Origin of the sequence: Nocardia sp. NPDC050175 (genome assembly GCF_044459885.1) — a bacterium.
Classification (GTDB): Bacteria; Actinomycetota; Actinomycetes; order Mycobacteriales; family Mycobacteriaceae; genus Nocardia.
Window position 1 is genome coordinate 989,547 of sequence record NZ_JBITJI010000002.1, and the last position, 23,186, is coordinate 1,012,732.

Below are 23,186 nucleotides of genomic sequence, written 5' to 3' on the forward strand. Positions count from 1 at the left end.
CCAGCAGCGACATTCAACTAAGCGCTGACTGCTGAACTCGCACAACGAAACTCGACGAGGAGCTAACTCATGGGACACATCGAAGCCACCAAAGACGTCAACGCCACCCCCGAGGCGCTCTGGACGGTCGTCTCCGACCCGAACACCTGGGACAAGTGGTTCACCATCCACGAGCGCTTCATGGAGGAGCCGCCCGCCGTGCTGACCGAGGGCGCCAAGCTGGTCGCCAAGATCGTCATGCTCGGCATGGCGAACAAGCTGGAGTGGACCGTGGTTTCGGTGCAGCAGCCGAGCAAGCTCACCCTCGGCGGCACCGGCATGGCCGGCGTGAAGACCGAATTCACCTTCGACATCCAGCCCAAGGGCGACGGCGGCAGCACCATCCTGGTCTCCGGTGATTTCGAGGGCGCGCTGATCAAGGGTGCGCTCGGCAAGGCGGTCGAGAAGGACGGTCTCAAGCAGCTGGACAAGTCCCTCGAGCAGCTCGACGCCCTGGCTTCGGCATGACCTCGGAAACGACCACGGCTCGGCTGGTCGAGTTCGACGACGCCGGTCTCGAAACCTGGTGTGACGACGAACGTTTCGAGGTGACAGGCGAGCGGATCGGCGAATATGCCGCCGCCACCAATGATCCGATCGAGGCACACCTGGCGGGCAAGGTCGCCTCGCCGGTCTTCGCGATCGTCCCCGTCTTCGAGGCGATGATGATGCCGGTGATCGAGGTCGCGCCGATGGACATCTTCGGCCGGGTCGTGCACGGCGAGCAGGACTTCCACTTCCACCGCGCCATCCAGCCGGGCGACCAGCTGGTCTCGCGCGCCAAGGCGACCGGTTACACCAGCAGGCCCAACGGCACGGCCATCACCATCCTCATCGAATGCCGCACCGAGGCAGGGGAACTGGTCAATGAGCAGTACCTGACCGCCTTCTTCCGCAATATCGACGCGGGCAAGACGGTGGGTGCCGCGGCGCCTGCGCACAAGTTCGACGAGAACCTGCGGGCGCAGCAGCCGGTAGCGGTGGTGCCGCAGCACGTGGACGACGACCAAACCTTCCGTTACTCACCGGCTTCCGGCGATCCGGTACCGCTGCACCTGGACGAGCAGGTGGCCAAGGACGCCGGGCTGCCCGGCATCATCGCGCATGGTCTGTGCACGATGGCGTTCGCGTCCTGGGCGGTGCTGACCGAGGTCGGCGGGTCGGATGTCAACCGGCTCAAGCGTTTTGCAGTGCGCTTCGCCAAGATGGTGTTCCCCGGAGATGACCTGGAGACCCGCATCTGGAAGGTCGGCTCCGCCGACGGCGTCACCACCTACGCCTTCGAGACCGTGCGCGGCGAAGATGTGGTCCTCAGCGACGGACTCGCCGAGATCGCGGATTGACTCCCTCGCCGGGACGGTTCCGCCGTCCCGGCGAAAGTCATTGCCCGGTCGCAATATTCAGCACAGACCTTGAGGAAGAGGAGACATCGATGGGTGCACTCGAAGGCCGAGTAGCCGTCATCACCGGCGCCGGTCGCGGCATCGGCCGCGAGCACGCCTTGCTGTTCGCGCGCGAGGGCGCGGCCGTGGTCGTCAATGACCTCGGCGGCAGCAACGAGGGCGAGGGAACCGACAACACGCCCGCGCAAGAGGTCGCCGACGAGATCATCGCCGCAGGCGGCAAGGCGATCGCCAACACCGCCAACATCGCCACCTGGGACGGCGCGAAGAACGTCATCGACCAGGCGGTCGCCGAACTCGGCGGCCTCGACATCGTGGTGAACAACGCGGGCATCCTGCGCGACGCGTTCATCGCGGGCCTGGACGAGGCGCAGTGGGACGCGGTGATCGCCGTGCACCTCAAGGGGCACGCCGCCGTGCTGCACCACGCCGCCGCCTACTGGAAAGACCAGAGCAAGGCGGGCAATCAGCCGAACGCCGCGGTGATCAACACCGCGTCCGCCTCCGGCACCACGGTGCCGAACGCGGGCCAGGCCAACTATGGCGCGGCCAAGGCGGGGATTGCCGCGCTCACCCTGGTCGCGGCCGACGAACTGGCCCGCTACGGCGTGCGTGTCAACGCCATCGCGCCGATCGCGCGCACCAGGCTCACCCTGGCCACGCCCGGCATGGGCGCCATGATGGCGGCCGAGGCCGACGAGGTGGCAGACGGCGAGTTCGACGCCTTCAGCCCGGCCAACATCTCGCCGCTGGTGGCCTACCTCGCCTCGGACAAGTGCCCGATCACCGGCAAGGTGTTCGCGGTGCAGGGCGGTGCCATCTCCGAGCTGGCCGGTTGGCACGATGTGAAGACGATCGAGACCGAGGGACCGTGGCTGATCGACGACATCTCCGCTCGGCTGCCCTGAGCTCGCCGGAACGATAAGGAGAACAACGATGTTCGAATGGTCCGAGACCGATGTCTTGATCCGCGATGCCGTGCGGACGTTCATCGACAAGGAGATCCGGCCCAACCTGGACGCACTGGACAGCGGCGAACTGTCGCCATATCCGATCATCCGGAAGCTGTTCAGCGAGTTCGGGATCGACGCCATGGGCGGCGAAGCGGTGGAGAAGCTGCTCGGCAAGCAGCGCGCCAAAGAGGCGGCCATCGCCGCGGGCGAGCCGCTGCCGGAGAAGAAGAAGGAAAAGTCCTCCGGCGGTAGCCCGTTCGCCGGGCAGGAATCGCTGATGGCGGTGGTGATCGGTGAACTGTCCGGTGTTTGCATGGGTTTGGTCACCGCGATGGGCGTCAGCATCGGCCTCGGCGCGACCACCATCATGTCGCGCGGCACGCTGGCCCAGAAGGAGCGTTGGCTCGCCGACATCGTGACCATGAAAAAGGTTGCGGCGTGGGCGATCACCGAGCCCGACTCGGGCTCCGACGCGTTCGGCGGCATGAAGACCTACGTCCGGCGCGACGGGGACGACTACCTGCTCAACGGCCAGAAGACCTTCATCACCAACGGCCCGTTCGCCGACGTGATGATCGTCTACGCCAAGCTCGACGAGGGCGACGGCGGCGACAAGCGCGAGCGCAAGGTGCTCACCTTCGTCCTGGACAAGGGCATGGAGGGGCTCACCCAGGGCAAGCCGTTCAAGAAGATGGGCCTGCACGCCTCGCCCACCGGCGAGCTGTTCTTCGGCAACGTCCGCCTCGGCAAGGACCGTCTGCTCGGCGAGACCGAGGAGCATAAGGGCGGCGACGGCCGGGAGAGCGCGCGGTCCAGCTTCACCGCCGAACGCGTCGGCGTGGCCTTCATGGCGTTGGGCATCATCAACGAATGTCACCGGCTCTGCCTGGATTACGCGAAGAACCGCAAGCTCTGGGGCCAGGAGATCGGCCGCTTCCAGCTCGTCCAGCTCAAGCTGGCCAAGATGGAGATCGCCCGGATCAACGTGCAGAACATGGTGTTCAACACGTTGGAGCGGGGTCGCGCGGGCAAGCCGCCGACGCTCGCCGAGGCCTCGGCGATGAAGCTCTACGCGTCCGAGGCGGCCACCGAGGTCGCGATGGAGGCGGTGCAGCTGTTCGGCGGCAACGGGTACATGACCGAGTACCGCGTGGAACAGCTTGCGCGCGATGCCAAGTCGCTGATGATCTACGCGGGCAGCAACGAGATCCAGGTGACGCACATCGCCAAGGGCCTGCTGGCCTAACGGTTTTCGGGGTCCCGGGTGCGCTACAACGGCGTGCGCACTCGGGATGCCCTGCTTCCACCATCGAAACGCCGTTGGTCCTACGCACCGTGCTGGTGCGAGCTCGTAAGGAGCAACGGCCGATGATCATCGAAACCACCGCGCGCTACAACGCCGTCGACACTCGCGTCCTCTCCGTCGCCGGTTCCGGCACTCCGATCCTGCTGCTGCACGGCTACGCCGACAGCGCGGACACTTGGCGCGGCGTCCTCACCGCCCTGGAAGCCGCGGGCCGTGCGGCTTTCGCCGTCGACCTCCCCGGCTTCGGCCTGGCGGATCCGCGCGAGCCGGGCCCGCTGACCCCGCAGTTCGACAATTTCGTCGACGCGATCATCGCCGAGCACGGTCCGCTGGCCCTCGTCGGTAATTCGCTCGGCGCCGCCACCGCGCTGCACGCTGCCGCCCGGCACCCGGACGAGGTGACCGCCGTGGTCTCCCTCGACGAGCCACTCTTGGCCAGGCACTGGCTGGCCCGCGTCGGCCTGCTCCGTGAATACCGATTGTTCTTCCGCCTCGTAGGCCTCCTGCCCATCCCGACCGCACTGGTGCGTTGGGGTGTCCGGCGTGCGGTCGCGCTGTTCGTCTACGGCCCCGGTGTGCTCGCCGACCCCGAATTCCTCACCACCGCAGTACGTTCGGTGCCCGACATGGCCGCTGTCGCCGCGCGCGGCCAGGACGCCACTCGCTACGCCCGCGAACACCCTTCGGGCCACGTCGATCTCGTCATCAACTGCCCGGTCCTCGTCGTGCACGGAACCAAGGACCGCATCATCCCGATCTCCGTCGGCCGCGCCCTGCACGCCATGCTGCCGGGCAGCGAGTTCGTCGCGCTGCCCGGCGTCGGCCATTGTCCGCAACTGGACGTGCCCGACGAGGTCTGTCGACTGTTACTGGGATTTCCTCGATCCGACAGCAAGCAGGCCGACGTCGCGTCCTGAGCAGTGCTCAAAGCCCAGGTGGTGGTAACCGAGTGGGGTTGTCGCCGTTGATGATCTGCCGCATCCGGTGTGCTATGTGTCCATTCCATTCCGGGTGCGTCAGCACATAGAAACGCTCCTCGTGTATTGCCTGCACCACCTGCTCGCCGATAACGCGCGGACTTGTGCCGAGCGCGAAGGCCTGCCGGGCGGTTTCGACATTCCAGCCGACCGGACGCGGGCCGACCTCGGCAAACCGCTTCGGCCGATTGCGTTCGGAATCAAAGATGTTCGTATCGACTACCCCGGGGATCAGCACGGATACCCGAGGCTTGAAACCGCCGTCGACGAGCTCGAGATAAACGGTCTCCGACAACGCGAGCACCGCCGACTTCGTCGCGCCGTACAGCGACGATCCGCCGACCACCGCGGCAAGCGACGCCGTATTGACGATATGCGCGTCCTCGCCCTGTTCGATCATGATCGGCAGAAAGATGCTGTGCCCGTGCACCACACCCATCAGATTGACCCCGAGAATCCACTCCCAGTCATCGAGCGTGCTGTCCCAGGACGGCCTACTGCCCGAATAGACCCCCGCGTTATTGCACAGAACATGCACGGCTCCATACTTTTCCAGCGTCGCCTCGGCCAGCGCCGTCACATCGTCCGGCGCGGAAACATCCGCCACCACGGCATGGACATCCGCTCCCGCCGTGCGCAATTCGGCCGTAGTCGAATGCAGCGCGGCCACTTCCACATCACTCAACACAACCCGCATCCCCGCATCCAGAAATGCCTCGGCCATACCTCGCCCGATCCCACTGGCCGCCCCCGTGACAACAGCGACTTTGCCCGTCAGATCATCCATTCGCCCTCCACCCTGTGCCTGCGACCAAGACCGGTCCACAGAGTAAGAGCCCGATGTCCCGCAATACATCGCCCCGCAGACCGATGTATTGCGGGTGTCGCGCAGGCTAAAATGAAGCGGGAACAGAAAGTGTCTCGCGCCCCGAATGCCGGCTAGCCCGCATCTTCGAGCGGCGCAGGCTACTGCTTCCGCAGCAGCTCGACCACAACATCCAACGTCTGCGAGTTCTGCCGAACCGCCGCCGCCACCTGATCCACCTGCTCCGTCAGGTAATCCACTCGGCCCGTCAGGTTATTGATGCGCCCGGTCAGGTTATCGACGCGTCCGGTCAGCTGGTTCACATCTCCGGTCAGGTCGTCCACCTGCCCGGTCAGGTCGTTTACTCGTCGTACGAGCCCGTCTACGTGTCCGGGCAGCGGCGCGAGCCGGTCTACTTGCTCGGTCAGGTAATCCACTCGGCCCACGAGCTCGTTCACTCGTGCTGGTAGTGGTGCCAGATACCTCATCTGTTCTGTGAGCTCGTCCACTCGCGGTGTCAGGCGGCTCATTTGTTCGGCGAGCTCGCCCACTTGTGGTGTCAGGCAGCTCATTTGCTCTGCGAGGTTGTCCACTCGGGCCGGCAACTCGGCCAGGTGGTTCACCTGAGTAGCCAATTCGCCGAGCGTTGACTCCACCCGATCCAGGCGCTGCCCGTGTTGACGTTGGAAGGCGAGGTGCACGCCGAACTGCCGACCCGACGTTCGTGACAGCCGCCGGAGTCTTAGGTCGATATCGCGAACCACGCTGTCGGTTTCCTTGGCCTCACGGTTCATCCTGCTGTTCAGGTCGTACAGGCCATCGACGTCGCCGCGGAGTTGATGCACTGCGCGGTCGGTTTGTGTGCTCCCCATGCCTCGAAACAGTAGGCCGGGGCGCGAACGAGATCGAGACCTTTCCTCGATCTGTGGATAACTTCCTGACCTGTGGAAATCCCTTGTCTCACACCGCACGAAGACGATTGCGACTCGCGTACACGTGCTCGGCGATGAGGGTTGCGATCCGGTCCGGCGCCTCGAGCATCGGAACGTGCCCGACCCCGTGAACCACGATGCGGTCGGCGGACTCCGGGAGTTCCTTCAGGTACCGGCGCGCGTAGACGCGGTTGGGGATGACCCGGTCGTATTCGGCGAGCAGCAGCCGCACCGGCGTCGCCAACGTGGACAGGTCTTCCTGCTCGGGACCGCGGATGCTGCTGACGATGAACGGCAGCATGGACGGGCAGTGCAGCGCGGCCATGATCGCGGCGGCCGTGTCGCGGCGAGAGACCGCGGACGCGTTCTTGCTGAGTGCCAGCAGGGTGAAGCGCTGCGCGATCGGGTTGTTGACCGCGAAACCGCCCAGCCGCTTACCGATTTCGACGATCGGCAGCAGCGACAGGAACTTCAGGGTGATCCGCAACTGGGTGAGCGACGGCGCGTGCCAGCCGCCCGCGGGGGCGACGAGGGTGAGCGTGCGGGCCCGGCCGCGCCGGGCGAGTTCGACACCGACCCAGCCGCCGAGCGAGTTGCCCGCGATGTGGCAGGTGCGCCAACCGAGTTCGTCGAGCTGATCCTCGATGCGATCGGCCAGCATGTGCACGTTGACCGACCAGCCGTCCACCAGCTCGCCACCCCAGTGCCCCGCGAAGGCGGGCGCGTACACCTCGCACTGGCTCGACAGCCGCGCGGCGGTCTGCTCCCAGCAGTGCGGCGACATCATGAAGCCGTGCAACAGGAGCAGCGGATCACCGGAGCCCATATGCAATGCCTTGACGGCCTTGGGGAGTTCCGGCTTGCTCTTGACCGGCACCCGCGTGGCGCTGGTGGCGCGTTTCGCGGCGGCGGTGGACTTGGTGGTGTCAGACGGCATCGTCATCACCCTTTCCTGGACGGCGGTGTCCGAAGGAATTCATCTGACCAGCATTGTACGGTCGTGCGGTGGCCTACATCATTTCGACTGTGAACGTAAACGGCGTCCGCGCGGCCGCGGGCAAAGGCATGCTCGCCTGGCTCGCCGCGACGGAAGCCGACATCGTCTGCGTCCAAGAGACGCGGGCCACCGACGAGCAGACCAGGGCGGCGCTGGCACCCGCACTAGCCGACGGCTGGTGGCTGGCGCAGGCCGAGCCGGAGTCCAAGGGCAGGGCGGGCGTCGCGATCCTGTCCAGGCGCGAACCGGACGCGGTCCGAATCGGCTTCGACAGCAGCGAGTTCGGTGCGTCCGGCCGCTATATCGAGGCCGACTTCGCCGAGGTCACGGTCGCTAGCGTGTACGTGCACTCCGGTGAGGCAGGCACCGTGCGTCAGGACGAGAAGTACCGGTACATGGCCGAACTCGGCGCCTACCTCACCGCCCGCACCGGCGATTTCGTGGTCAGCGGCGACTGGAATATCGCGCACACCGAACTCGACCTGAAGAACTGGAAGGGCAACCGGAAGTCGGCAGGCTTCCTGCCCGAGGAGCGCGCCTGGATCGATGAGCTGCTCGCCGCGGGCTACGTCGACGTGGTGCGGCAGCTGCATCCGGCGGTCGACGGCCCGTACAGCTGGTGGTCCTACCGCGGCCGCGCTTTCGACAACGACACCGGCTGGCGCATCGACTACCAGCTCGCTCGCGGCGAGCTCGCGGCGCGCGCCAAGCAGGCCGTGGTGGAACGCGCCGCCGCTTACGACCAGCGCTGGTCCGACCATGCACCGGTCACGGTGCAGTACCGATGAGCCTGTCGCCGAAGGCAATTCGCACGTTCGCCGTGCTCGGTGCGGTGGCGGTCGCGGTGGTCGTCGTCGCGGTTCTCGGCTTGCGCGGCGGCGGCAACGACACCGTCACGGCCACCACCACCCGCGCCCCGAGCAGCGCATCCGCGACCGGCGCACCGAAGCCGCCGTCAGCCCCGCCGGCCAGCCGAGCACCGGGCGTACCCGCCCACGCCTACGACACCCTGGCCGAAATCGACGCGGGCCGCTGGCCCGGTTCGGCGAACGCCCCCGGCACCAAGGGCGGCGACCGCTGGATGAATCGCGGGGGCACGCTGGCCGCCAAAGACCCGGCGGGCAAACCGATCACCTACCAGGAGTGGGACGTGAACCCCAAGCAGCGCGGCCGATCCAGGGACGCCGAACGCATCGTCACCGGCAGCGACGGATCGGCCTGGTACACCGGGGACCACTACGAGACCTTCACGAGGATGCGCTGATGACCAAGGCAATTCCGTTGTCGCAGTTCCTAGCTCGCCCTGTCGCGGCCGATTCGCCGACCCAGCAGGTCAGTACGCCAGCGCTCGGCGCCGCCGCTGTCGATGCCGCGGAGCTGAGCAGCGTGCGCTACCGCGCGCCGTCCGGTTACCTGGTACGCGAACTGCGCGGCACGAAGATGCGGACGGTCGCGCGGGTGTTCGACGAAGTCGCTGCGGCCCTGCAGTTTCCGTACTACTTCGGGCAGAACAAAGACGCGTTCGACGAATGCCTGCGCGATCTGGACGATTTCGTCGGCGAAGGCGCGGGATACGTTGTCGTGATCCGTGATTCGGCGGACCTGCTGGCCGAGGAGCCGGCCCAGCGGGCGTGGTTCGCCGAGGCGATGCGCGACTGCGCCGAGTACTGGTCGCGCAAGGGCGTCCCGTTCCGCGTTGTCCTGCAAGGCGAATCGACCGGGTTGCACGACGTTTCGGTCGAACTCTGACACCGGTGGCGTCACGCCAATCGGCGCGCCAAATCCTCACCGAGCAGGACGAACACATCGGTGGTGTGCTCGATCAGCTCGTCGCGGGTGAGCGGCAGCTCGCCCTGTAACCAGGCGGTGAGCGTCTGTACCAGGCCGCCGACCAGATAGTTGGCCCGGAAGTCGATCGCCGGATCGGAATCCGGGTCATCGATCCCGTAGAAGTCGATGCCCTCGGCCGCGACCATTCGCGCGAACACCCGCACCGTTTCCGTGGTGCGGGCCCGCAACTCCGGCGTCGCCATGCCGGCGACCAGGGTGACCTTGGCCTTGCGCGGGTCGTCGGTGAGCAGGTGGATGCCCGCCGCGATCGCGGCCCGCGCCGTTGCCCGCGAGTCCTTCGGCGCGGTGCCGACCGCCGCGACGATCGCGAGCGCGAGTTCCTCGGCGATGGTGTCGACGAGCGCGGTCAGCACGGCATCGCGGCTGTCGAAGCTCTCGTAGTAGTACCGCTCGTTGAGCCCGGCCTGCGCGCACAGTCCGGAGACGGTCAGCTTCGCCAGCCCCTGTTCGCCGATGATCTCCAACGCGGCCGCCAGCAACGCCGCGCGCCGCTGCGCCCGCCGCTCGTCCGCGGAGATCCCGCCATACGTCCGCTGCGCCGTCACAACTTGATTCTGGCACGAGACGTTTCTGGTAGACGGTATTGCCAGAGTTGAGAATCTGGCGGATGCTGTTGCCAGATGCTCTCGACGAGGAGGCAGCAATGTCCGAGCCCGGCTACTTCAGCGACCACTCCATGGCCAGACGGGTCATGAGCAAACGCGCGGTCGGCCTGACCTACGGGCAGCGCGCCCTGGTCATCGGCGCGGTCCACCCGCTGCTCTACGTCGGCACCGCGGAGAACACCGAGCATCGGCTGACGCCGTACACCCGGCTCGCGCTCACCGGCCACCTGTTCGAGGCCGTGTTCCTCGGCAGCAAGGCCGAGGCCGATCGCGCACTCGAATTCACCACGAAGAAGCACGTCAAGGTGCGCGGCGGATTGCCGGAAGACGCCGGGCCGCATCATCCAGCTGGCACCGGCTATTCCGCGCTCGACCCGCACCTGATGTACATGACGATGGCGTTCACCTTCGACTCCGCCGAGGTGATGTACGACCTGCTGGTCCGCACCATGACCGACGGCGAGCGCGAGGGCCTGTATCAGGACTATGTGCGCTGGGCCGAGCTGTTCGGCATGCCCGCCGACGCGGCGCCGGGCAGCTACCCGGAGTTCCGCGCGTCCTTCGACGCCTACCTCGCCTCCGACGAGCTGTTCCTCACCGACGAGGCGCGGCTGGTCGGCTCCTACCTGGCCGGACAGCGCGTGCCGTATCCGCAGCGGATGCCGTTGCAGCAGGTCACCTCCGCGTTCTTCCTGCTGGTGCAGGGCAGCCTGCCGCCGCGGATCCGGCAGCTGTACGGCCTGCGCTGGCGCATCGCCGACCAGGTCGCCTACCGGGCGCTCGCCCAGGCCGTGCGCACCGCGCACCTCGCGCCGCCGCTGCTGCCGCCGGTGCTGCGCGGCACGCTGCTCGGGCCGAGCGCGCCGGTCTACCAGCTCGTCTCGCGGCGCGAGCATCGGTTGGTCACCAAAGGGCGCCCGAGTATGCCCGGGGTGGACCCGCGGAACTGGGCGGAGCGCAATTCCGTCGAGGAGCCGCGCGCGGCGACCAGTTGAGGGTGGTGGCCGGGCGGCGGGTGGGCGGCCCATGGAAAGATCAGGGGCATGTCCGTTCCTGCAGAAACCCCGGCCGCTGAACGCAAGCAGCGGGTCCTTTCCGGGATCCAGCCCACCGGTACCTCGTTCCACCTCGGCAACTACCTTGGGGCGCTGCAGTACTGGGTGACCATGCAGGACGACTACGACGCGCTGTACTTCATCCCGAACCTGCACGCGATCACCGTGCCGCAGGATCCGAAGGCACTGCGGGCCCAGACCAAGGCCGCCGCCGCGCAGCTGCTCGCCCTCGGCATCGACCCGAAGAAGTCGACGCTGTTCGTGCAGAGCCAGGTGCCCGAGCACGCCGAGCTGGCCTGGGTGCTCAGCTGCATCACCGGCTTCGGCGAGGCCAGCCGGATGACCCAGTTCAAGGACAAGTCGGTCAAGCAGGGCTCGGACAACGCCTCGGTCGGGCTGTTCACCTATCCGGTGCTGATGGCGTCGGACATCCTGCTCTACCGCCCGCATCAGGTGCCGGTCGGCGAGGACCAGCGCCAGCACCTCGAGCTGACCCGAAACCTGGCGCAGCGCTTCAACACCCGCTTCAAGAAGACCTTCGTCGTGCCCGAGGCACACATCGAGAAGGGCACCGCCAAGATCTACGACCTGCAGGACCCGACCTCGAAGATGAGCAAGTCGGCGTCCAGCGACGCGGGCCTGATCAACCTGCTCGACGATCCGAAGATCACCGCCAAGCGGGTCCGCTCCGCCGTGACCGACACCGAGCGAGAGATCCGCTACGACGTCGAGCACAAGCCCGGCGTCAGCAACCTGCTGGTGATCCTGAGCTCGCTGTCCGGCACGCCGATCGTCACGCTCGAAAAGGATTACGCGGGCAAGGGCTACGGCGACCTGAAATCCGACGTCGCCGACGCGCTGGTCGAATTTGTCACGCCATTGCAGGCGAAGGTGCAAGAGTATTTGTCGGATCAGGGCGAACTCGACCGTATCCTCGCCGCCGGTGCCGAGCGCGCGCGAGAGATCGCCGGCAACACCCTCGCACAGGTATACGACCGAGTGGGCCTGCTGGCCCGCTGACGGCCGGCACCTGCGAGATCTCTCCTGAAGGGGCGAACTGGTGCAGGTGATCGACAACGTCAAGGCCGGGATCGAACGACGGATCCAGGCGCTGCCATGGCTGGACCATCTGGTGCGCGCGGGCGGGCGGTATCAGCGGCAGCGCGGCGACTACTACGCGGCGGGCATTACGTATTTCACGGTGCTGTCACTGTTTCCGCTGCTGATGGTCGCCTTCGCGATCGCGGGTTTCGTGCTGTCGAGTCATCCGGAGTTGCTCAGCGAACTACAGACCAAGATCGTCGACAATGTCCCCGGTTCGCTCGGCACCCAGCTGAACGATCTCATCGATCAGGCCGTCGAGTCGCGCGGCACCGTCGGCATCCTCGGTCTGCTGGCCGGGCTCTACACCGGCCTCGGCTGGATGGCCAACCTGCGGGCGGCGTTGACCGAGCAGTGGGAGCAGAAGAGCGAGGACCAGAACTGGTTCCTGGCCAAGCTGTCCGATCTCGGCGCGCTGCTCGGCCTCGGCCTGGCTTTCGTTGTCTCCCTGGGACTTTCCGCGCTCGCGTCCAGCACCCTCGGGGCCAGGCTGCTGATCGGTCTCGGCCTCTCGCACCTGCCCGGTGCCCGCCTGCTGCTGGCCCTGGTGTCGATCCTGCTCGGCTTCCTCGCCTCCTGGGCGGTGTTCGCCTGGATCATCGCCCGCCTGCCCCGCGAACCGGTCACCCTGGCCAGCGCCGCCAAAGCTGCCGCGCTGGCCGCGCTGGTCTTCGAGGTCTTCAAGTTCGTCGCCTCGATCTACCTGCAAAAGGTGCTGAGCAGCCCGGCGGGCGCCGCCTTCGGTTCGATCATCGGCCTGATGGTCTTCAGCTACGTCACCTACCGAATCATCCTGTTCGCCACCGCCTGGGCCGCCACCGCCTCCGACAACGAGCCCGAAGCGGACATCCCCGCACCCCCCGCCGCGATCATCGCCCCCCGCGTCTCAGCCCGCGAACTCTCCCTCGGCGCGGGAGCCACCTTCTTCGGTGCGGGAGCCCTTGCCGCTCTCGCCCTTTCGAGTCTGCGCCGCCCACGCGGCCGGTGATTCCCGGGCTTCCTCCGGCACCGGCACCGGCACCGGCACCGGCGTCTGCCGAAGCCATTCTCGGCCGACTGCTCGATCTCGCGACCCCCGATGCGATGGCATCGGCTCCGCCGCGGGAACCTGCGCGCAGTTCACGTCGCACTGCCGCGCAGCACATCTCGCCGCCGCACCGCGGGTAGGAAATAGTCGCCGATCCGGTCCGGACCAGCGCCATTGCCCAAGATGGCGAGCGGAAGGTATACGTCGAACAACCACACCGCCAACAGGCGGCCGAACGATGGGTACTTACCGTCCTGCGGGCGGATGACGACCAGGCCGAACAGGGCCTTGCCAATTGTCGTGTGGAATATCGACTGGATGATGATCCGGTCGATTGCGGAGGCGGCGAGGAAGAAGCCCACCGCAACAACCGGATTGACACCGAGATGTTGCCAGTCGTGCCGCGCGGCAGCCTCCGGAGAAAACTCGGGACTCACGGCAATCGCCGCACCCACACCGCATCCCACGTGGATCATCCAATCGATGATGAGGGCGAGTACACGCCGCAGCATGCGTGGCGAGGGGTAACGGTTATCGTCTTTTCCGCCATGCCGTTTCGACTGTTCGTGCGAATCGCCGACAGGCTTCATCGAGATCTGTCCGCGCTCCCGTGTCAGCTGATACTCGGGTGGTGGCGGTGTGCTCCGATCTGGCTGATCACTCGGATCATTCGTTCTGAAGGTGAGTTGTGGGGGTGTTCTGGAACTAGACCGGTAGGCGTAACGAAGGTCGCCACCGCCTGGCCTCGAGATGACACCGTATCTCATCGGGTCTCCGGCGAACCAGATCTCGGAGGTATTGTGGTTCACCAGCTTTCCGATGTCCTTGGGCCATGTGCTCAGTATGAGCGTCGACACCGGCTGACGATTCTGATCGAGCAGTTGCACCCATTCGTAGCGGCCGGTGCCGATGTAATTCACGGGCCAGGACGACCATGGATATCGCTTCAGTGCTTTCCGTCTTCTTCGGTTGATCCACAGCAGTACTCCACCGAGGATCAGTCCAACCGTCATCGTGGCCGCCGACAGATTTATCCCTAGCGAGACCAGTTTCTCGAGGTTCTTCGAGGTGACTCGGGGTTGGATATCGATCAAGAACACTGTCAGTGGCAAGCAGCCGAGGCCGATCAGGAAGAGGAGCCAGCGCACGGTGCTGCCCTTCCGCATCGCAGCTCTGGTCGCCGGGCAGGACTTGGCGGGTGGTGGGGCTATTACGTCGTTCGGCATGATCATCGGCTCACAGATCCAGCGAGGAGGATGTACTGGGCTGAGTCACCGGCGCCGCAAAAACCACCGAGGCTGCCATCGCCGCGATCATCGGAACAAATTCCTCGCCATACTCGACGAATGAAGTAGAGAATTCGATGGCGACAATGGCAGCGCCGTCCGATGAAGGAATAATGGCCTCCAGCTGGTACACCTTCTCGTCGGGATCGGCGGATGTTCGATCAGCAAGATCTGGGACCGGGAGCGTCCTTGTCCGATCGAACATCAGAATAGGATGACCTGACACCTCGATGAACTCAACATTTTTGAAGGTTTCACCGCCGCTACTTCTTGCCGCCAGTACATCCGCCAGTGTCAAGCGAGGATTCCTTCGTTCGCCGTATTCGTTCAGCGAGACAACCAGATTGGATGATATCGACTGTCCGTCAGCAGCTGAATGCCGACCGAGACCGCAATAGACGGCGTTCAGTTGAGCGACTCGAGTAAGCAGCACTTTCAACGCCTGCAGCACGGCAGGTGCTGCTGAGCTCACGGTGCCGGGGCCGATCTCGGCGAACATCGATTCGGTGCGTGATATCGAGCCATCGATGTCCTCCAGCGGAAGTGCTACGTATCCGTCGGGTATATCCATCGTGATCGACAAGGAGGCAGATGCTTTGGACGGGGACAAGTCAACCACCCGCTACCGCGACAGCACGGGGTTCAGGATGGAATGGACAACCTTGCCGGAACGGGAGAACAGGTCGATGGCTTCGGCGGCCGTCACGACTTCCGCATGCTTTCCGGCTACACCGGTGACCTGGAACACTTTGCGAGCAGCACTGTCGAGGCTCAGCGCGTCGACAACCTTGGGCACGCCTGGAACCCACCCGACTGCCTTGGCGACTATCCCCGGTTCGTGGGTCACCGCGTTGTATACCGTGCCCCCGATACGCTCTAGCCCGCCCAGCGCCTGGGCGGCGTGCTTACCATCGGCAAGCGCCTCGCTGCCTCGGAGCAAGCCCCAGCCAACCTTCCCGACGCCAACGCCGGCACCACCGACCGGGGCAAGCCCGAGCGAGTCGAGCCCGACCGTCTTCCACGCATCCAACTCTCCGTTCTTCAAGCCGTCGCGTATCTCCGGATCCGACAAGTCCAGCGCCAGTAGTCCCGCAGTGGCGCTGGCGGCGACCGCGAAGCCGATGATGTCGAACGGGGGTGGCGTCACGAGTGCGACCAGGCCGCCGACCGCAGCGATGATCGACAGCGCCTGATGGACGCCCTCGCGGTGCTCATCGATCCACTTGCCGACACCTTTCACCGCGTCGGCAATCCGGTCCCAAATACTCTTGTCCGGCGGGCTCGGGGCGAAATCCTTTGCGGCGGCGTCCAGCTCGGTGGCGGCTCGGCGGGCGGTGCTGTCGTGCTGGGTTTCCAGGTCGCGGGCGCGCTGGAGGATGGAGTCGATCTTTTCCTGCCAGTTGTCGACCGCGGTGCTTGCGGATCGGACCTGGGCGGTGGCCGCGTCGAGGCGGGATTGCGCGGCTTGTAGTTCACTCTGATCGGTGAACATCGTGTTCGCCAGGCCGAGATCCGGGTTGGCCTTGGCGGATTGCAGGGATGCGACGGCTTGGGTGTGCTGGCCTTTGGCGTCAGTGGCCTCGGCTTCGAGTCCCTTGGCGGTGTCCTGGTAGCCGACGAGATCGGTGTGCCATTGGTCGAGCACGCTGACCGCGCGTTCGAGGGATTTCTGCGCGTAGCCGAGGTCTTGGGCGAGGGTGGCGTCGAAGTTGGCGCGGAAGGCGTCGCCCGCGTCGCCTTTCCAGACGTTGTCGTTGCTGTTGCGCAGGCGGGTCAGCAGGTCGTTGGTTTCCCGGACCGCGTCCGCCGACGTGTTGATCTGCCCGCGCAGGCCGGCGACGTCGGTGGGGGCGCCGGGTACCGGGTTGAAACCCAGGTTGGGATAAGGGTTTTCGCTCATGCCCTGGCCTGCGTCTTTCCGTCGATGACACCCGTGACCTGGTCGAGCGCTTTGGCGATGGCGGTGTCGACGTCCCGGTAGGCGTCATGACACTTGCTCACGCCCTCCGCCGTGACCTTCGCCGATTCGCCGATCCGCTCGATCCCGAAGTGCCACCGTCGTTGGAAACTCTCGGCCGCGTCATTGAGCGCCTTCGTGCCGATATCGCCGTGACCGTCCTTGGTCATCGCCTTCATCGCATCATTGAGCACCTGCTCGGCACCTCGTAGCGACTGGACCGTCTTGCCCAACACCTCGATGTCCACGCCAAGAATTCCAGCCACGTCAACGCACCCCTTCGCACATAGCGACCGCACCCGGTCGACGGAAATCGCCTACACAAGCCATAGACGCAGCGTCGCACGAAACGGTTCCATCGCCGTGAAGATTGCACGGCCGAGGGCCTACCTCCGACGGTTCAAGCGGCGTGCACCGAGGAGCAGGGCGAGGATGAGGATTACGCCGCCGACTATCCAGACGGTGTGGTTGTCGCCGTGTCCTTCGTCGGCCAGGGGGCGGGAGCCCTGGTCTTTGGGGGGTGGGGAGGCAAGGGCGGCACCGGGTTTCGACTGTTTGCGGTCGGGGTCGGGGAGCCTGCCGACGGAGGTGCCGCGGGGGAGGGCGAAGCCGTAGTCGAGCAGGCGGGCGGCCTGGTCGGCGGGGCGCAGCGGCCGGACGTCGGCTTTCAGGAGGGTGATGGCGAGCCGGCGGCCGTCGCGTTCGGCGGCGGCGACGAAGGTCTGCCTGGCGTCGTCGGTGAAGCCGGTCTTGCCGCCGATGGCGCCGTCGTAGTCGTAGAGCAGATGGTTGTCGTTGCCGATGGGGAAGCCCGGATGGTCTTTGTCGCCTTCGATTTTCGGGTTCGCGGGATAACCGGGGAAGTCCACCTGCTGGGTGTGGATGAGCTCGGCGAACAGCGGGATGGTCATGGCCTCGCGGAACAGCACCGACAGGTCGTAGGCCGAGGTGCTCATGCCGGGTCCGTCCAGGCCGGACGGGCTGGCGGTGCGAGTGTCCAAGGCGCCCAACGACTTCGCGAGCTCGTTCATCTTCGCGACGGTAGCCGCCTCGCCGCCGAGCTGGGTGGCGATGGCGTGCGCGGCGTCGTTGCCGGAGCACATGATCAGGCCCTGCATGAGCTGGCGGTTGGTGTAGTGACCGCCGGGGCCGATGCCGACCCGGGTGCCGTCGGCGTTCGCGTCGTCGTCGGTGCCGACGACCACCTTGTTCAAATCCAGTGTGCGCAGCGCGATGGTGGCGAGCAGCACCTTGATGGTGCTGGCCGGTCGATAGCGGCCGTGCGGGTCCTTGGCGGCGAGCACCTCGCCGGTGTCCAAGTCCGACAGCTGCCAGGCGGTGGCCGAAATATCCGCTGGCACCGGCGGTCCCACCTTGGGCAGCACGGCGCCGCACTGACCGAGCTGGCTGCCGCCGACCGGCGGCGTCGGGATGGGCAGTGCCGTCGGCGTCGGGTCCCCTGGCGCCGGGACCTCGGACTCGTCGATCGGCGCGGGCGGGCGCGTCTTCTGCGGGCAGCCGTCGGTATTCGGGGTGGTGAACGGTGTCGTCGGCGTGCTCGGCGGCGGCGCGGCGAACGCCGGAACGGCGGCCGAACCCGCGATCACCGCCAGGGCGGCCAGCGCGGAACCGAGGCGGAGTGTGGCGCGGCGGCGCGAGTCCCGGATCTTCATCGTTCGCGAGCCTAGCGATTCCGCGGCGGGTCGGCCGAATGCACGCCGGAGCGGGGTATTGACAGGAGCTACTAAATGAGAGTTACTATCAAAAAGTAGCTTCTATCATTTTCGGAGGGGTCATGAAAACAGATGCGACTCGTCGCTGGCTGGCGCTCGGCGCGCTGGCGTTCGCGATGCTGACCATCGGGCTCGACGTCACGGTGCTCACCGTGGCGCTGCCGACGCTCGCCGTCGACCTGAACGCGAATACCGCTGCGCTGCAATGGTTCAGCGGTGCGTACACGCTCGCGCTCGCTGCGCTGATGCTGCCTGCGGGCGCGCTCGGCGATCGATACGGCCGGAAAAAGTTCCTGCTCGCCGCGTTGCTCGTGTTCGGCGCCGCGTCACTCGCCTGCGCGTTCGCGGGCACCGCTGATCAGCTCATTGCCGGGCGGGTGGCGCTCGGCGTCGCGGCCGCGGTCATGATGCCGCTGTCCATGTCGGTGTTGCCCGCACTGTTCCCGGAGCCCGCCGAGCGGCAGCGCGCGCTCACCATCTGGGTGACCGCGTCGGCGCTCGGTATGCCGTTGGGGCCGATCGTCGGTGGTTGGCTGCTGCGGAACTTCTGGTGGGGTTCGGTGTTCCTGATCAATGTGCCGATGGTGATCATCGGTGCGCTCGCCGTCTTCGCGCTGGTTCCGGAATCACGCAGCGCGAACCAACGCCGTATCGATGTACCGGGTGTGCTGCTCTCGGCCGTCGGAATGCTCGGTCTCACCTATGGATTCATCCGGATCGGCGACCTCGGCTGGGGCAATGTGCCCGCCTGGGCCACCGTGCTGGCCGGTGCGCTGTTGCTCGGTACCTTCGTGCTCTGGCAGCGCAGGACGGCGCATCCGCTGATCGATCTCGGGTTGTTCGAGACGGCGGGATTCCGCTGGGGCACCGCGCTTTCCATCGTCATCAACTTCGCGATGTTCGGTATGTTCTTCACCGTGCCGCAGTACTTTCAGGCGGTACTCGGGGTGGACACGCTCGGTAGCGGGCTGCGATTGCTGCCGCTGATCGGCGGGCTGATCGTCGGCAGCAGGCTCGTCGCCAAGGCGTTGCCGAAGCTCGGGACCAGGGTGGTACTCACCGTCGGCTTCGCCCTGCTGGCCGTCGCGCTCGGGCTGGGCGCGATGACCAGCGTGGACAGCGGCTACGGCTTCACCGCACTGTGGACGACCCTGCTCGGCGCGGGTATGGGCCTGGCCATGCCGACGGCCATGGGACTGGCGATGGGCGAGCTCACCGCGGAACGTTCCGGTTCCGGATCCGCGTTGATCCAGGCGCTGCGCCAAGCGGGCGGCACCATCGGCGTCGCGGTGCTCGGCACGGTGCTGTCCACCCAGTACCGCGCGGATCTCGGCTCGTTGAACCGCGATCCGATCTCGGACGGAGTGAACGCGGGCGTCGCGGCGGCGCGCAAGCTCGGCGACCCGGCGGTGCTGCACCAGGTGCAGAGCGCGTTCGTCGGTGGCATGGCCGCGATGCTGTGGGTCTGCGCGATCATGTGTGCGCTGTCTGCGGTGCTGGCCGCCGCCTTCATTCGATCGAAGCAACCTGCCGCGGTGCGGCCGGAAGTCGCCGGTGGCGCCGTCCGGCCCGCCGATCAGTCAGAATCGACTTATGTCGGTTGAATTGTCCGGGGAAGAGCCTGCCGTGCGCGGCCTGCGTGAGCGGAAGAAGGAGCGGACCCGCCGGACGATTCGCGAAGAAGCGTTCCGGCTGTTCCGCGAGCAGGGATACAGCGATACCACGGTCGAGCAGATCGCGGCCGCGGCCGACGTGTCGCCGAGCACCTTCTTTCGCTACTTCCCGACCAAGGAACAGCTGGTGCTCGCCGACGACCTCGATCCGGTGCTGATCGAGGCCATCCGCGCGCAACCGCCCGGCGTCGCGCCACTGACCGCTCTCCGTAACGCGATGACAGACGTCTTCGAGGGGCTGTCCGCCGAGGCCTACGCGTTCGAACAAGAACGACAGGCGCTGGTCTATCACGTGCCCGAGCTGCGCTCGGCCATCGGCCTGGAAATGGAACGCAACATCGAGATGGTCGCCACCGTGATGGCCGAACGCGTCGGCGGCACCACCGACGATTTCGACATACGCGTACTCGCAGGCGCGTTGACGGGCGCGGGTCTGGCCGTCGCGCGGATTACCCCGATCAATCCCGAGAACATCGGCCGGATGCTGGATCTGCTGGAAGCCGGGCTGCCGCTCAGCCGGGAGCAGGACTGAACTTCCTGCTCGCCAACGGGAAAGCTACTGCGCCCCAGCCGCACTCGACTGACGCAACCGGTCCGGGGTCTCGTCGTCCATCGTTGCGAAGAACCCGCCGATCACGTCCTCGATCTCGGCGACCGACTCGGCGCAGTACAGGATCGGCTGGTAGTGGGTGATGTCGTAGACCGCGGTGCCCATCACCGCGACATCGAGCGGGCGCAGGTCGGCGGTCCGGAACTCCTCGATCTCACCGTAGGAGGACAGCAATCCCGCACCGTAACAGCGGACTTCGTCGTCCTGCCGGACCACGCCGAACTCCATCGAGAACCAGAAGACATTCGCGAGGAACTTCAGGGCGGGCTCGGTCTCCAGGCGCGCGACCGCCGCGCCGACCGCCTCGTAGATGGCGGCGAAGCGCGGGCTGGCGATCTGGTTGGCGTGGCCGATGATCTCGTGGATGGCATCGGGCTCCGGGGTGTACAGCGGCGCCGAATGGTGCCGAATGTACTGGGTGGAGTGGAAGGTCCGATCGGCGAACGAGCCGAAGAACTGGCGCAGCGGCACCAGCCCGGCGGCCGGGGCGTAGCGGAACCCGCTGAGCGGCACCAGCGACGCCGAGACCTCGTTCAGCTGGGGGATGTGGTCCTGGGGTAGTGCGAGCCGGGCCGCGGCGTCCAGCACCTCGGCGCAGGCATAGGTCTGGTGTTTGCGGGCGAGTTCGGCCGAGGCGATCCGCCAGACCTGCTGCTCCTCGTCGGTGTAGTCGATCTGCGGAACAGGCTTGCCCGGTGCGTAATCGAGCGCAAGCGCGGCGATGGCATTGCGACGAGCCCGGTAGTCCGCGTCGTGCACGCCAGGGTGCTCGTCGCTCAGGTGGACGGTCACATCGCCGTCGCCGGACCGGGTCACCGGTGAGTACAGCTGCGCTTCGGTGAACATACGTCGATGCAAGCACCGCCCGAGCTTGCGGACAACAAAAGCCTGTGCAGCTTGGCAAACTGCCTAGCTGTTCGCACCTTACTGCGCAATTACCGGCATCGGACGACGGATTCCGGCGACGAGCTGACCAGTGCCCGCCGACCGGCGCCGCGGCCCCGACGCGATTCGCCAGACATCTTCGAGCGATATGGCGCAAAATGGCGAATGTACGAAGGAGGACGCATGAAATCCGTGCGGATCGATCTCGACCAGAAGTTGCTCGCCGCCGCGGCCGCCGTGATGGGCACCTCGACGAGCAACGCCACGATCAATGAGGCACTGCGCCGGATCGTCGTGCACGAGCGTCAATTGCGACATCTCGAAAAGCTCGCCGCCAACGCCTTGTTCGCGCTGCCGAGGCCCGAGGTCGTGGTCGTCGACGGGTAGCGCGGCGGCTCACGGTTTCGCGCACCGCAGGCCCTCGGCCGGTGGTGTCAGGTCGATCAGATACTTCAGTACCGGCCGGTCGACGCAGGCGATGCCCTCGAACGCGGCACCGTGCTGGGTGCCCTCGTAGGTGATCAACGCGGCGCCAAGGGTTTTGGCGAGGGTGACACCACCGGGGTACGGCGTCGCCGGATCCCCGGTCACCGCGACGACCACGACCTTCGGCAGGCCGGCTACCTTCGGCACGTGCGGCTGGGCGGTCGGCGGGACCGGCCAGAACGCGCAGGCATCCAACGGTGCCGCGGTGTCGGCGTTTCCGATACCGTCGTCGAAAGCCGGAGCGGCGGTACGCGATCGGCGGACGATGTCGGCCGCCACGGCCCGGTCGGTCACCCGGACCTCCTCCAGGCAGAGCACCGCACGGTGCACGTCATCGGAGGAGGCGTCCTCGTAGGTGGTCGCGTCGCCGAGCAATGCGTCGCCGCGGCCCTTGGCGAGCTCGGTCAACCCTTTGGTCAGGTCGGGCCAGGACGAGGGATGGTAGAGCGAGGCGATCGTCGCGGTGGTGACGCCGCCGTAGTTGAGCCCCCGGATCGGGTGCTGGATCAGCGGATCGACCAGCGCGCGGTAGTTCTCGTTCGCCTTCTTCGGATCGGTGCCGAGCGGGCAGTCCGGCGCCTTGGCGCAGTCGGCGGCGTAGGCGTCGAACGCCTGCTGGAAACCCGCGGCGGTGATCACCTCGTCGCCGATGTTCGTGGTGGGGTCGACGGGGGCGTCGAGGACCATCGCGCGCACCCGATCCGGAAACAGCTCGGCATAGGTCGAGCCGAGGCGGGTGCCGTAGGACCCGCCGAAGTAGGTCAGCTTCTGTTCGCCGAGCGCGGCCCGGACCACGTCCATGTCGCGGGCGACGTCGACGGTGCCGACGTGCTGGAGCAGCGTCAGCCCGGTGCGCCGCGCACACGAGTTGGCGTAGTCCTCGTTCTCCTGCTCGACCTGGTCGATCTCCGCGAGTGGGTTGGTCCGGCCGAGCACGCGCTGACCGGTCTCGTATTCGGCGGCCGAGCGGCAGGTGACGTGCGGGGTCGAGGCGCCGAGCCCGCGCACGTCCATCCCGATCAGGTCGAGCCGTTCGGCCACCGGTGACTTCGCCAGTGCCAGCGGCAAGTTCAGTCCGGGCGCGCCCGGCCCGCCGGGGTTCGTCAGCAGCGACGCGACGCGGGTTCCGGTGGCGCGCAGGCGGGAGATGGCGATCCGGGCGGTGTCGCCGTCGGGTTTGCCGTAGTCGATCGGCACCAGCACCCGCGCGCACTCGATCCCGGCCGCGCCGAGCTCCGCGCCGCCCTGGTAGCCGTCGCACGAACCCCAGGCCGGCGTTTGCTGGTAGTACCGATCGAGGGTCGGGGCCGGCGGCGCGACGGGGTCGGTGTTCCTGGCGCACGCCGTCACCAGCAGCGCGACCGCGGCGATGACCACGGGCAGCAGCGTGCGGAGCTTCGGTGCCGCGGTTGCCTTGCGCGGTTTGAACATTCAGCTGCCCCTGTACTCGGTCGACGCACCCAGTGTGCCCGAACCGCACCGATCCGCAATCGGCAGGGATCGGA

General features: G+C 66.6%; 25 protein-coding genes. 14 read left to right on the forward strand and 11 right to left on the reverse strand.

The window, feature by feature from the left end; all coding sequences use genetic code 11:
* The first annotated feature begins 69 nt into the window (after positions 1-69).
* From ACIBK2_RS09905 to ACIBK2_RS09925, 5 genes are all read left to right on the forward strand, one after another.
* Positions 70-507 carry an SRPBCC family protein gene (locus tag ACIBK2_RS09905; protein ID WP_379286572.1) on the forward strand — a complete coding sequence of 146 codons (438 nt, stop codon included), beginning with the start codon at positions 70-72 and terminating at the stop codon, positions 505-507.
* On the forward strand, positions 504-1,382 hold the full coding sequence (locus tag ACIBK2_RS09910; protein ID WP_396965515.1) for a MaoC/PaaZ C-terminal domain-containing protein: 879 nt from the start codon (positions 504-506) through the stop codon (positions 1,380-1,382). Before ACIBK2_RS09905 ends, ACIBK2_RS09910 begins: the two co-directional genes overlap by 4 nt.
* Positions 1,383-1,471: 89 nt before the next feature.
* Positions 1,472-2,350 carry an SDR family oxidoreductase gene (locus ACIBK2_RS09915; protein ID WP_396965517.1) on the forward strand — a complete coding sequence of 293 codons (879 nt, stop codon included), beginning with the start codon at positions 1,472-1,474 and terminating at the stop codon, positions 2,348-2,350.
* 28 nt (positions 2,351-2,378) lie between these two features.
* On the forward strand, positions 2,379-3,641 hold the full coding sequence (locus tag ACIBK2_RS09920) for an acyl-CoA dehydrogenase family protein (RefSeq protein WP_396965519.1): 1,263 nt from the start codon (positions 2,379-2,381) through the stop codon (positions 3,639-3,641).
* Positions 3,642-3,763: 122 nt separating this feature from the next.
* Complete coding sequence (locus tag ACIBK2_RS09925) at positions 3,764-4,618, forward strand: alpha/beta fold hydrolase (RefSeq protein WP_396965521.1); 855 nt, start codon at positions 3,764-3,766, stop codon at positions 4,616-4,618.
* A gap of 7 nt (positions 4,619-4,625) precedes the next feature.
* Here ACIBK2_RS09925 and ACIBK2_RS09930 read toward each other — a convergent pair whose 3' ends face one another.
* The 3 genes from ACIBK2_RS09930 to ACIBK2_RS09940 all read right to left on the reverse strand — a co-directional run bounded on the left by ACIBK2_RS09930 (position 4,626) and on the right by ACIBK2_RS09940 (position 7,358).
* Entirely contained in the window at positions 4,626-5,465 is an 840-nt protein-coding gene (locus tag ACIBK2_RS09930) for an SDR family NAD(P)-dependent oxidoreductase (protein WP_396965523.1), read from the reverse strand.
* A gap of 179 nt (positions 5,466-5,644) precedes the next feature.
* A complete protein-coding gene (locus ACIBK2_RS09935) occupies positions 5,645-6,355 on the reverse strand; it encodes a hypothetical protein (protein ID WP_396965525.1) in 711 nt (236 codons plus the stop codon).
* An 88-nt stretch (positions 6,356-6,443) separates the two neighbouring features.
* Positions 6,444-7,358 carry an alpha/beta fold hydrolase gene (locus ACIBK2_RS09940; protein ID WP_396965527.1) on the reverse strand — a complete coding sequence of 305 codons (915 nt, stop codon included), beginning with the start codon at positions 7,356-7,358 and terminating at the stop codon, positions 6,444-6,446.
* Positions 7,359-7,420: 62 nt separating this feature from the next.
* Here ACIBK2_RS09940 and ACIBK2_RS09945 point away from each other — a divergent pair, with 62 nt between their 5' ends.
* From ACIBK2_RS09945 to ACIBK2_RS09955, 3 genes are read left to right on the forward strand one after another with little or no spacing between them, the layout of a single operon-like run.
* The gene (locus ACIBK2_RS09945) at positions 7,421-8,200 is read left to right on the forward strand and encodes an exodeoxyribonuclease III (RefSeq protein WP_396965529.1); all 780 of its coding nucleotides are present in this window, start codon (positions 7,421-7,423) and stop codon (positions 8,198-8,200) included.
* On the forward strand, positions 8,197-8,676 hold the full coding sequence (locus ACIBK2_RS09950; RefSeq protein ID WP_396965531.1) for a ribonuclease domain-containing protein: 480 nt from the start codon (positions 8,197-8,199) through the stop codon (positions 8,674-8,676). Before ACIBK2_RS09945 ends, ACIBK2_RS09950 begins: the two co-directional genes overlap by 4 nt.
* Complete coding sequence (locus tag ACIBK2_RS09955; RefSeq protein WP_396965533.1) at positions 8,676-9,161, forward strand: barstar family protein; 486 nt, start codon at positions 8,676-8,678, stop codon at positions 9,159-9,161. The genes ACIBK2_RS09950 and ACIBK2_RS09955 overlap by 1 nt, the downstream gene beginning before the upstream one ends.
* A gap of 11 nt (positions 9,162-9,172) precedes the next feature.
* Here the strand turns inward: ACIBK2_RS09955 and ACIBK2_RS09960 are convergent, their stop codons facing one another.
* Complete coding sequence (locus ACIBK2_RS09960) at positions 9,173-9,808, reverse strand: TetR/AcrR family transcriptional regulator (RefSeq protein WP_396965535.1); 636 nt, start codon at positions 9,806-9,808, stop codon at positions 9,173-9,175.
* Between the two features lie 62 nt (positions 9,809-9,870).
* Between ACIBK2_RS09960 and ACIBK2_RS09965 the strand changes: the two genes are divergently transcribed.
* From ACIBK2_RS09965 to yhjD, 3 genes are read left to right on the forward strand one after another with little or no spacing between them, the layout of a single operon-like run.
* Positions 9,871-10,863 carry an oxygenase MpaB family protein gene (locus ACIBK2_RS09965; protein ID WP_396965537.1) on the forward strand — a complete coding sequence of 331 codons (993 nt, stop codon included), beginning with the start codon at positions 9,871-9,873 and terminating at the stop codon, positions 10,861-10,863.
* 48 nt (positions 10,864-10,911) lie between these two features.
* Positions 10,912-11,943, forward strand: coding sequence for a tryptophan--tRNA ligase (gene trpS, locus ACIBK2_RS09970; protein WP_396965539.1), 1,032 nt, complete (start codon positions 10,912-10,914; stop codon positions 11,941-11,943).
* Positions 11,944-11,983: 40 nt separating this feature from the next.
* A complete protein-coding gene (yhjD, locus tag ACIBK2_RS09975; RefSeq protein ID WP_396965541.1) occupies positions 11,984-13,012 on the forward strand; it encodes an inner membrane protein YhjD in 1,029 nt (342 codons plus the stop codon).
* Between the two features lie 131 nt (positions 13,013-13,143).
* Here yhjD and ACIBK2_RS09980 read toward each other — a convergent pair whose 3' ends face one another.
* The 5 genes from ACIBK2_RS09980 to ACIBK2_RS10000 all read right to left on the reverse strand — a co-directional run bounded on the left by ACIBK2_RS09980 (position 13,144) and on the right by ACIBK2_RS10000 (position 17,967).
* Positions 13,144-14,217: an RDD family protein gene (locus ACIBK2_RS09980; RefSeq protein WP_396965543.1), complete on the reverse strand. Its 1,074-nt coding sequence runs from the start codon at positions 14,215-14,217 to the stop codon at positions 13,144-13,146.
* 70 nt (positions 14,218-14,287) lie between these two features.
* Positions 14,288-14,920, reverse strand: a complete 633-nt coding sequence (locus ACIBK2_RS09985; protein ID WP_396965545.1) for a hypothetical protein — start codon at positions 14,918-14,920, stop codon at positions 14,288-14,290.
* A gap of 39 nt (positions 14,921-14,959) precedes the next feature.
* Complete coding sequence (locus ACIBK2_RS09990; RefSeq protein WP_396965547.1) at positions 14,960-16,237, reverse strand: hypothetical protein; 1,278 nt, start codon at positions 16,235-16,237, stop codon at positions 14,960-14,962.
* Positions 16,234-16,560, reverse strand: a complete 327-nt coding sequence (locus ACIBK2_RS09995; RefSeq protein WP_396965549.1) for a hypothetical protein — start codon at positions 16,558-16,560, stop codon at positions 16,234-16,236. The genes ACIBK2_RS09990 and ACIBK2_RS09995 overlap by 4 nt, the downstream gene beginning before the upstream one ends.
* A gap of 120 nt (positions 16,561-16,680) precedes the next feature.
* On the reverse strand, positions 16,681-17,967 hold the full coding sequence (locus ACIBK2_RS10000) for a D-alanyl-D-alanine carboxypeptidase family protein (protein ID WP_396965551.1): 1,287 nt from the start codon (positions 17,965-17,967) through the stop codon (positions 16,681-16,683).
* 122 nt (positions 17,968-18,089) lie between these two features.
* Here ACIBK2_RS10000 and ACIBK2_RS10005 point away from each other — a divergent pair, with 122 nt between their 5' ends.
* The gene (locus ACIBK2_RS10005; protein ID WP_396965553.1) at positions 18,090-19,631 is read left to right on the forward strand and encodes an MFS transporter; all 1,542 of its coding nucleotides are present in this window, start codon (positions 18,090-18,092) and stop codon (positions 19,629-19,631) included.
* Complete coding sequence (locus tag ACIBK2_RS10010; protein WP_396965555.1) at positions 19,621-20,232, forward strand: TetR family transcriptional regulator; 612 nt, start codon at positions 19,621-19,623, stop codon at positions 20,230-20,232. Before ACIBK2_RS10005 ends, ACIBK2_RS10010 begins: the two co-directional genes overlap by 11 nt.
* A 24-nt stretch (positions 20,233-20,256) precedes the next feature.
* On the opposite strand, the gene ACIBK2_RS10015 is transcribed toward ACIBK2_RS10010, so the two are convergent.
* Positions 20,257-21,156, reverse strand: coding sequence for a phenylalanine 4-monooxygenase (locus ACIBK2_RS10015; RefSeq protein WP_396965557.1), 900 nt, complete (start codon positions 21,154-21,156; stop codon positions 20,257-20,259).
* Positions 21,157-21,378: 222 nt separating this feature from the next.
* On the opposite strand from ACIBK2_RS10015, the gene ACIBK2_RS10020 reads away from it, so the two are divergent.
* Entirely contained in the window at positions 21,379-21,582 is a 204-nt protein-coding gene (locus ACIBK2_RS10020; protein WP_379286531.1) for a type II toxin-antitoxin system VapB family antitoxin, read from the forward strand.
* Positions 21,583-21,591: 9 nt separating this feature from the next.
* Here the strand turns inward: ACIBK2_RS10020 and ACIBK2_RS10025 are convergent, their stop codons facing one another.
* Positions 21,592-23,112, reverse strand: a complete 1,521-nt coding sequence (locus ACIBK2_RS10025; protein WP_396965559.1) for an alpha/beta hydrolase — start codon at positions 23,110-23,112, stop codon at positions 21,592-21,594.
* Between the last annotated feature and the right edge of the window lie 74 nt (positions 23,113-23,186).

Bases quoted from the DNA above. Each gene is read 5' to 3' on its own strand.
- ACIBK2_RS10005 (WP_396965553.1), top strand. From the start codon at position 18,090: ATGAAAACAGATGCGACTCGTCGCTGGCTGGCGCTCGGCGCGCTGGCG.
- ACIBK2_RS10020 (WP_379286531.1), top strand. From the start codon at position 21,379: ATGAAATCCGTGCGGATCGATCTCGACCAGAAGTTGCTCGCCGCCGCG.
- ACIBK2_RS09915 (WP_396965517.1), top strand. From the start codon at position 1,472: ATGGGTGCACTCGAAGGCCGAGTAGCCGTCATCACCGGCGCCGGTCGC.
- ACIBK2_RS10010 (WP_396965555.1), top strand. From the start codon at position 19,621: ATGTCGGTTGAATTGTCCGGGGAAGAGCCTGCCGTGCGCGGCCTGCGT.
- ACIBK2_RS09935 (WP_396965525.1), bottom strand. From the start codon at position 6,355: ATGGGGAGCACACAAACCGACCGCGCAGTGCATCAACTCCGCGGCGAC.
- ACIBK2_RS09980 (WP_396965543.1), bottom strand. From the start codon at position 14,217: ATGCGGAAGGGCAGCACCGTGCGCTGGCTCCTCTTCCTGATCGGCCTC.
- trpS (WP_396965539.1), top strand. From the start codon at position 10,912: ATGTCCGTTCCTGCAGAAACCCCGGCCGCTGAACGCAAGCAGCGGGTC.
- ACIBK2_RS09910 (WP_396965515.1), top strand. From the start codon at position 504: ATGACCTCGGAAACGACCACGGCTCGGCTGGTCGAGTTCGACGACGCC.
- ACIBK2_RS09905 (WP_379286572.1), top strand. From the start codon at position 70: ATGGGACACATCGAAGCCACCAAAGACGTCAACGCCACCCCCGAGGCG.
- ACIBK2_RS10025 (WP_396965559.1), bottom strand. From the start codon at position 23,112: ATGTTCAAACCGCGCAAGGCAACCGCGGCACCGAAGCTCCGCACGCTG.
- ACIBK2_RS09990 (WP_396965547.1), bottom strand. From the start codon at position 16,237: ATGAGCGAAAACCCTTATCCCAACCTGGGTTTCAACCCGGTACCCGGC.
- ACIBK2_RS09930 (WP_396965523.1), bottom strand. From the start codon at position 5,465: ATGGATGATCTGACGGGCAAAGTCGCTGTTGTCACGGGGGCGGCCAGT.
- ACIBK2_RS09925 (WP_396965521.1), top strand. From the start codon at position 3,764: ATGATCATCGAAACCACCGCGCGCTACAACGCCGTCGACACTCGCGTC.
- ACIBK2_RS09955 (WP_396965533.1), top strand. From the start codon at position 8,676: ATGACCAAGGCAATTCCGTTGTCGCAGTTCCTAGCTCGCCCTGTCGCG.
- ACIBK2_RS10000 (WP_396965551.1), bottom strand. From the start codon at position 17,967: ATGAAGATCCGGGACTCGCGCCGCCGCGCCACACTCCGCCTCGGTTCC.
- ACIBK2_RS09965 (WP_396965537.1), top strand. From the start codon at position 9,871: ATGCTGTTGCCAGATGCTCTCGACGAGGAGGCAGCAATGTCCGAGCCC.
- ACIBK2_RS10015 (WP_396965557.1), bottom strand. From the start codon at position 21,156: ATGTTCACCGAAGCGCAGCTGTACTCACCGGTGACCCGGTCCGGCGAC.
- ACIBK2_RS09950 (WP_396965531.1), top strand. From the start codon at position 8,197: ATGAGCCTGTCGCCGAAGGCAATTCGCACGTTCGCCGTGCTCGGTGCG.
- ACIBK2_RS09920 (WP_396965519.1), top strand. From the start codon at position 2,379: ATGTTCGAATGGTCCGAGACCGATGTCTTGATCCGCGATGCCGTGCGG.
- ACIBK2_RS09940 (WP_396965527.1), bottom strand. From the start codon at position 7,358: ATGACGATGCCGTCTGACACCACCAAGTCCACCGCCGCCGCGAAACGC.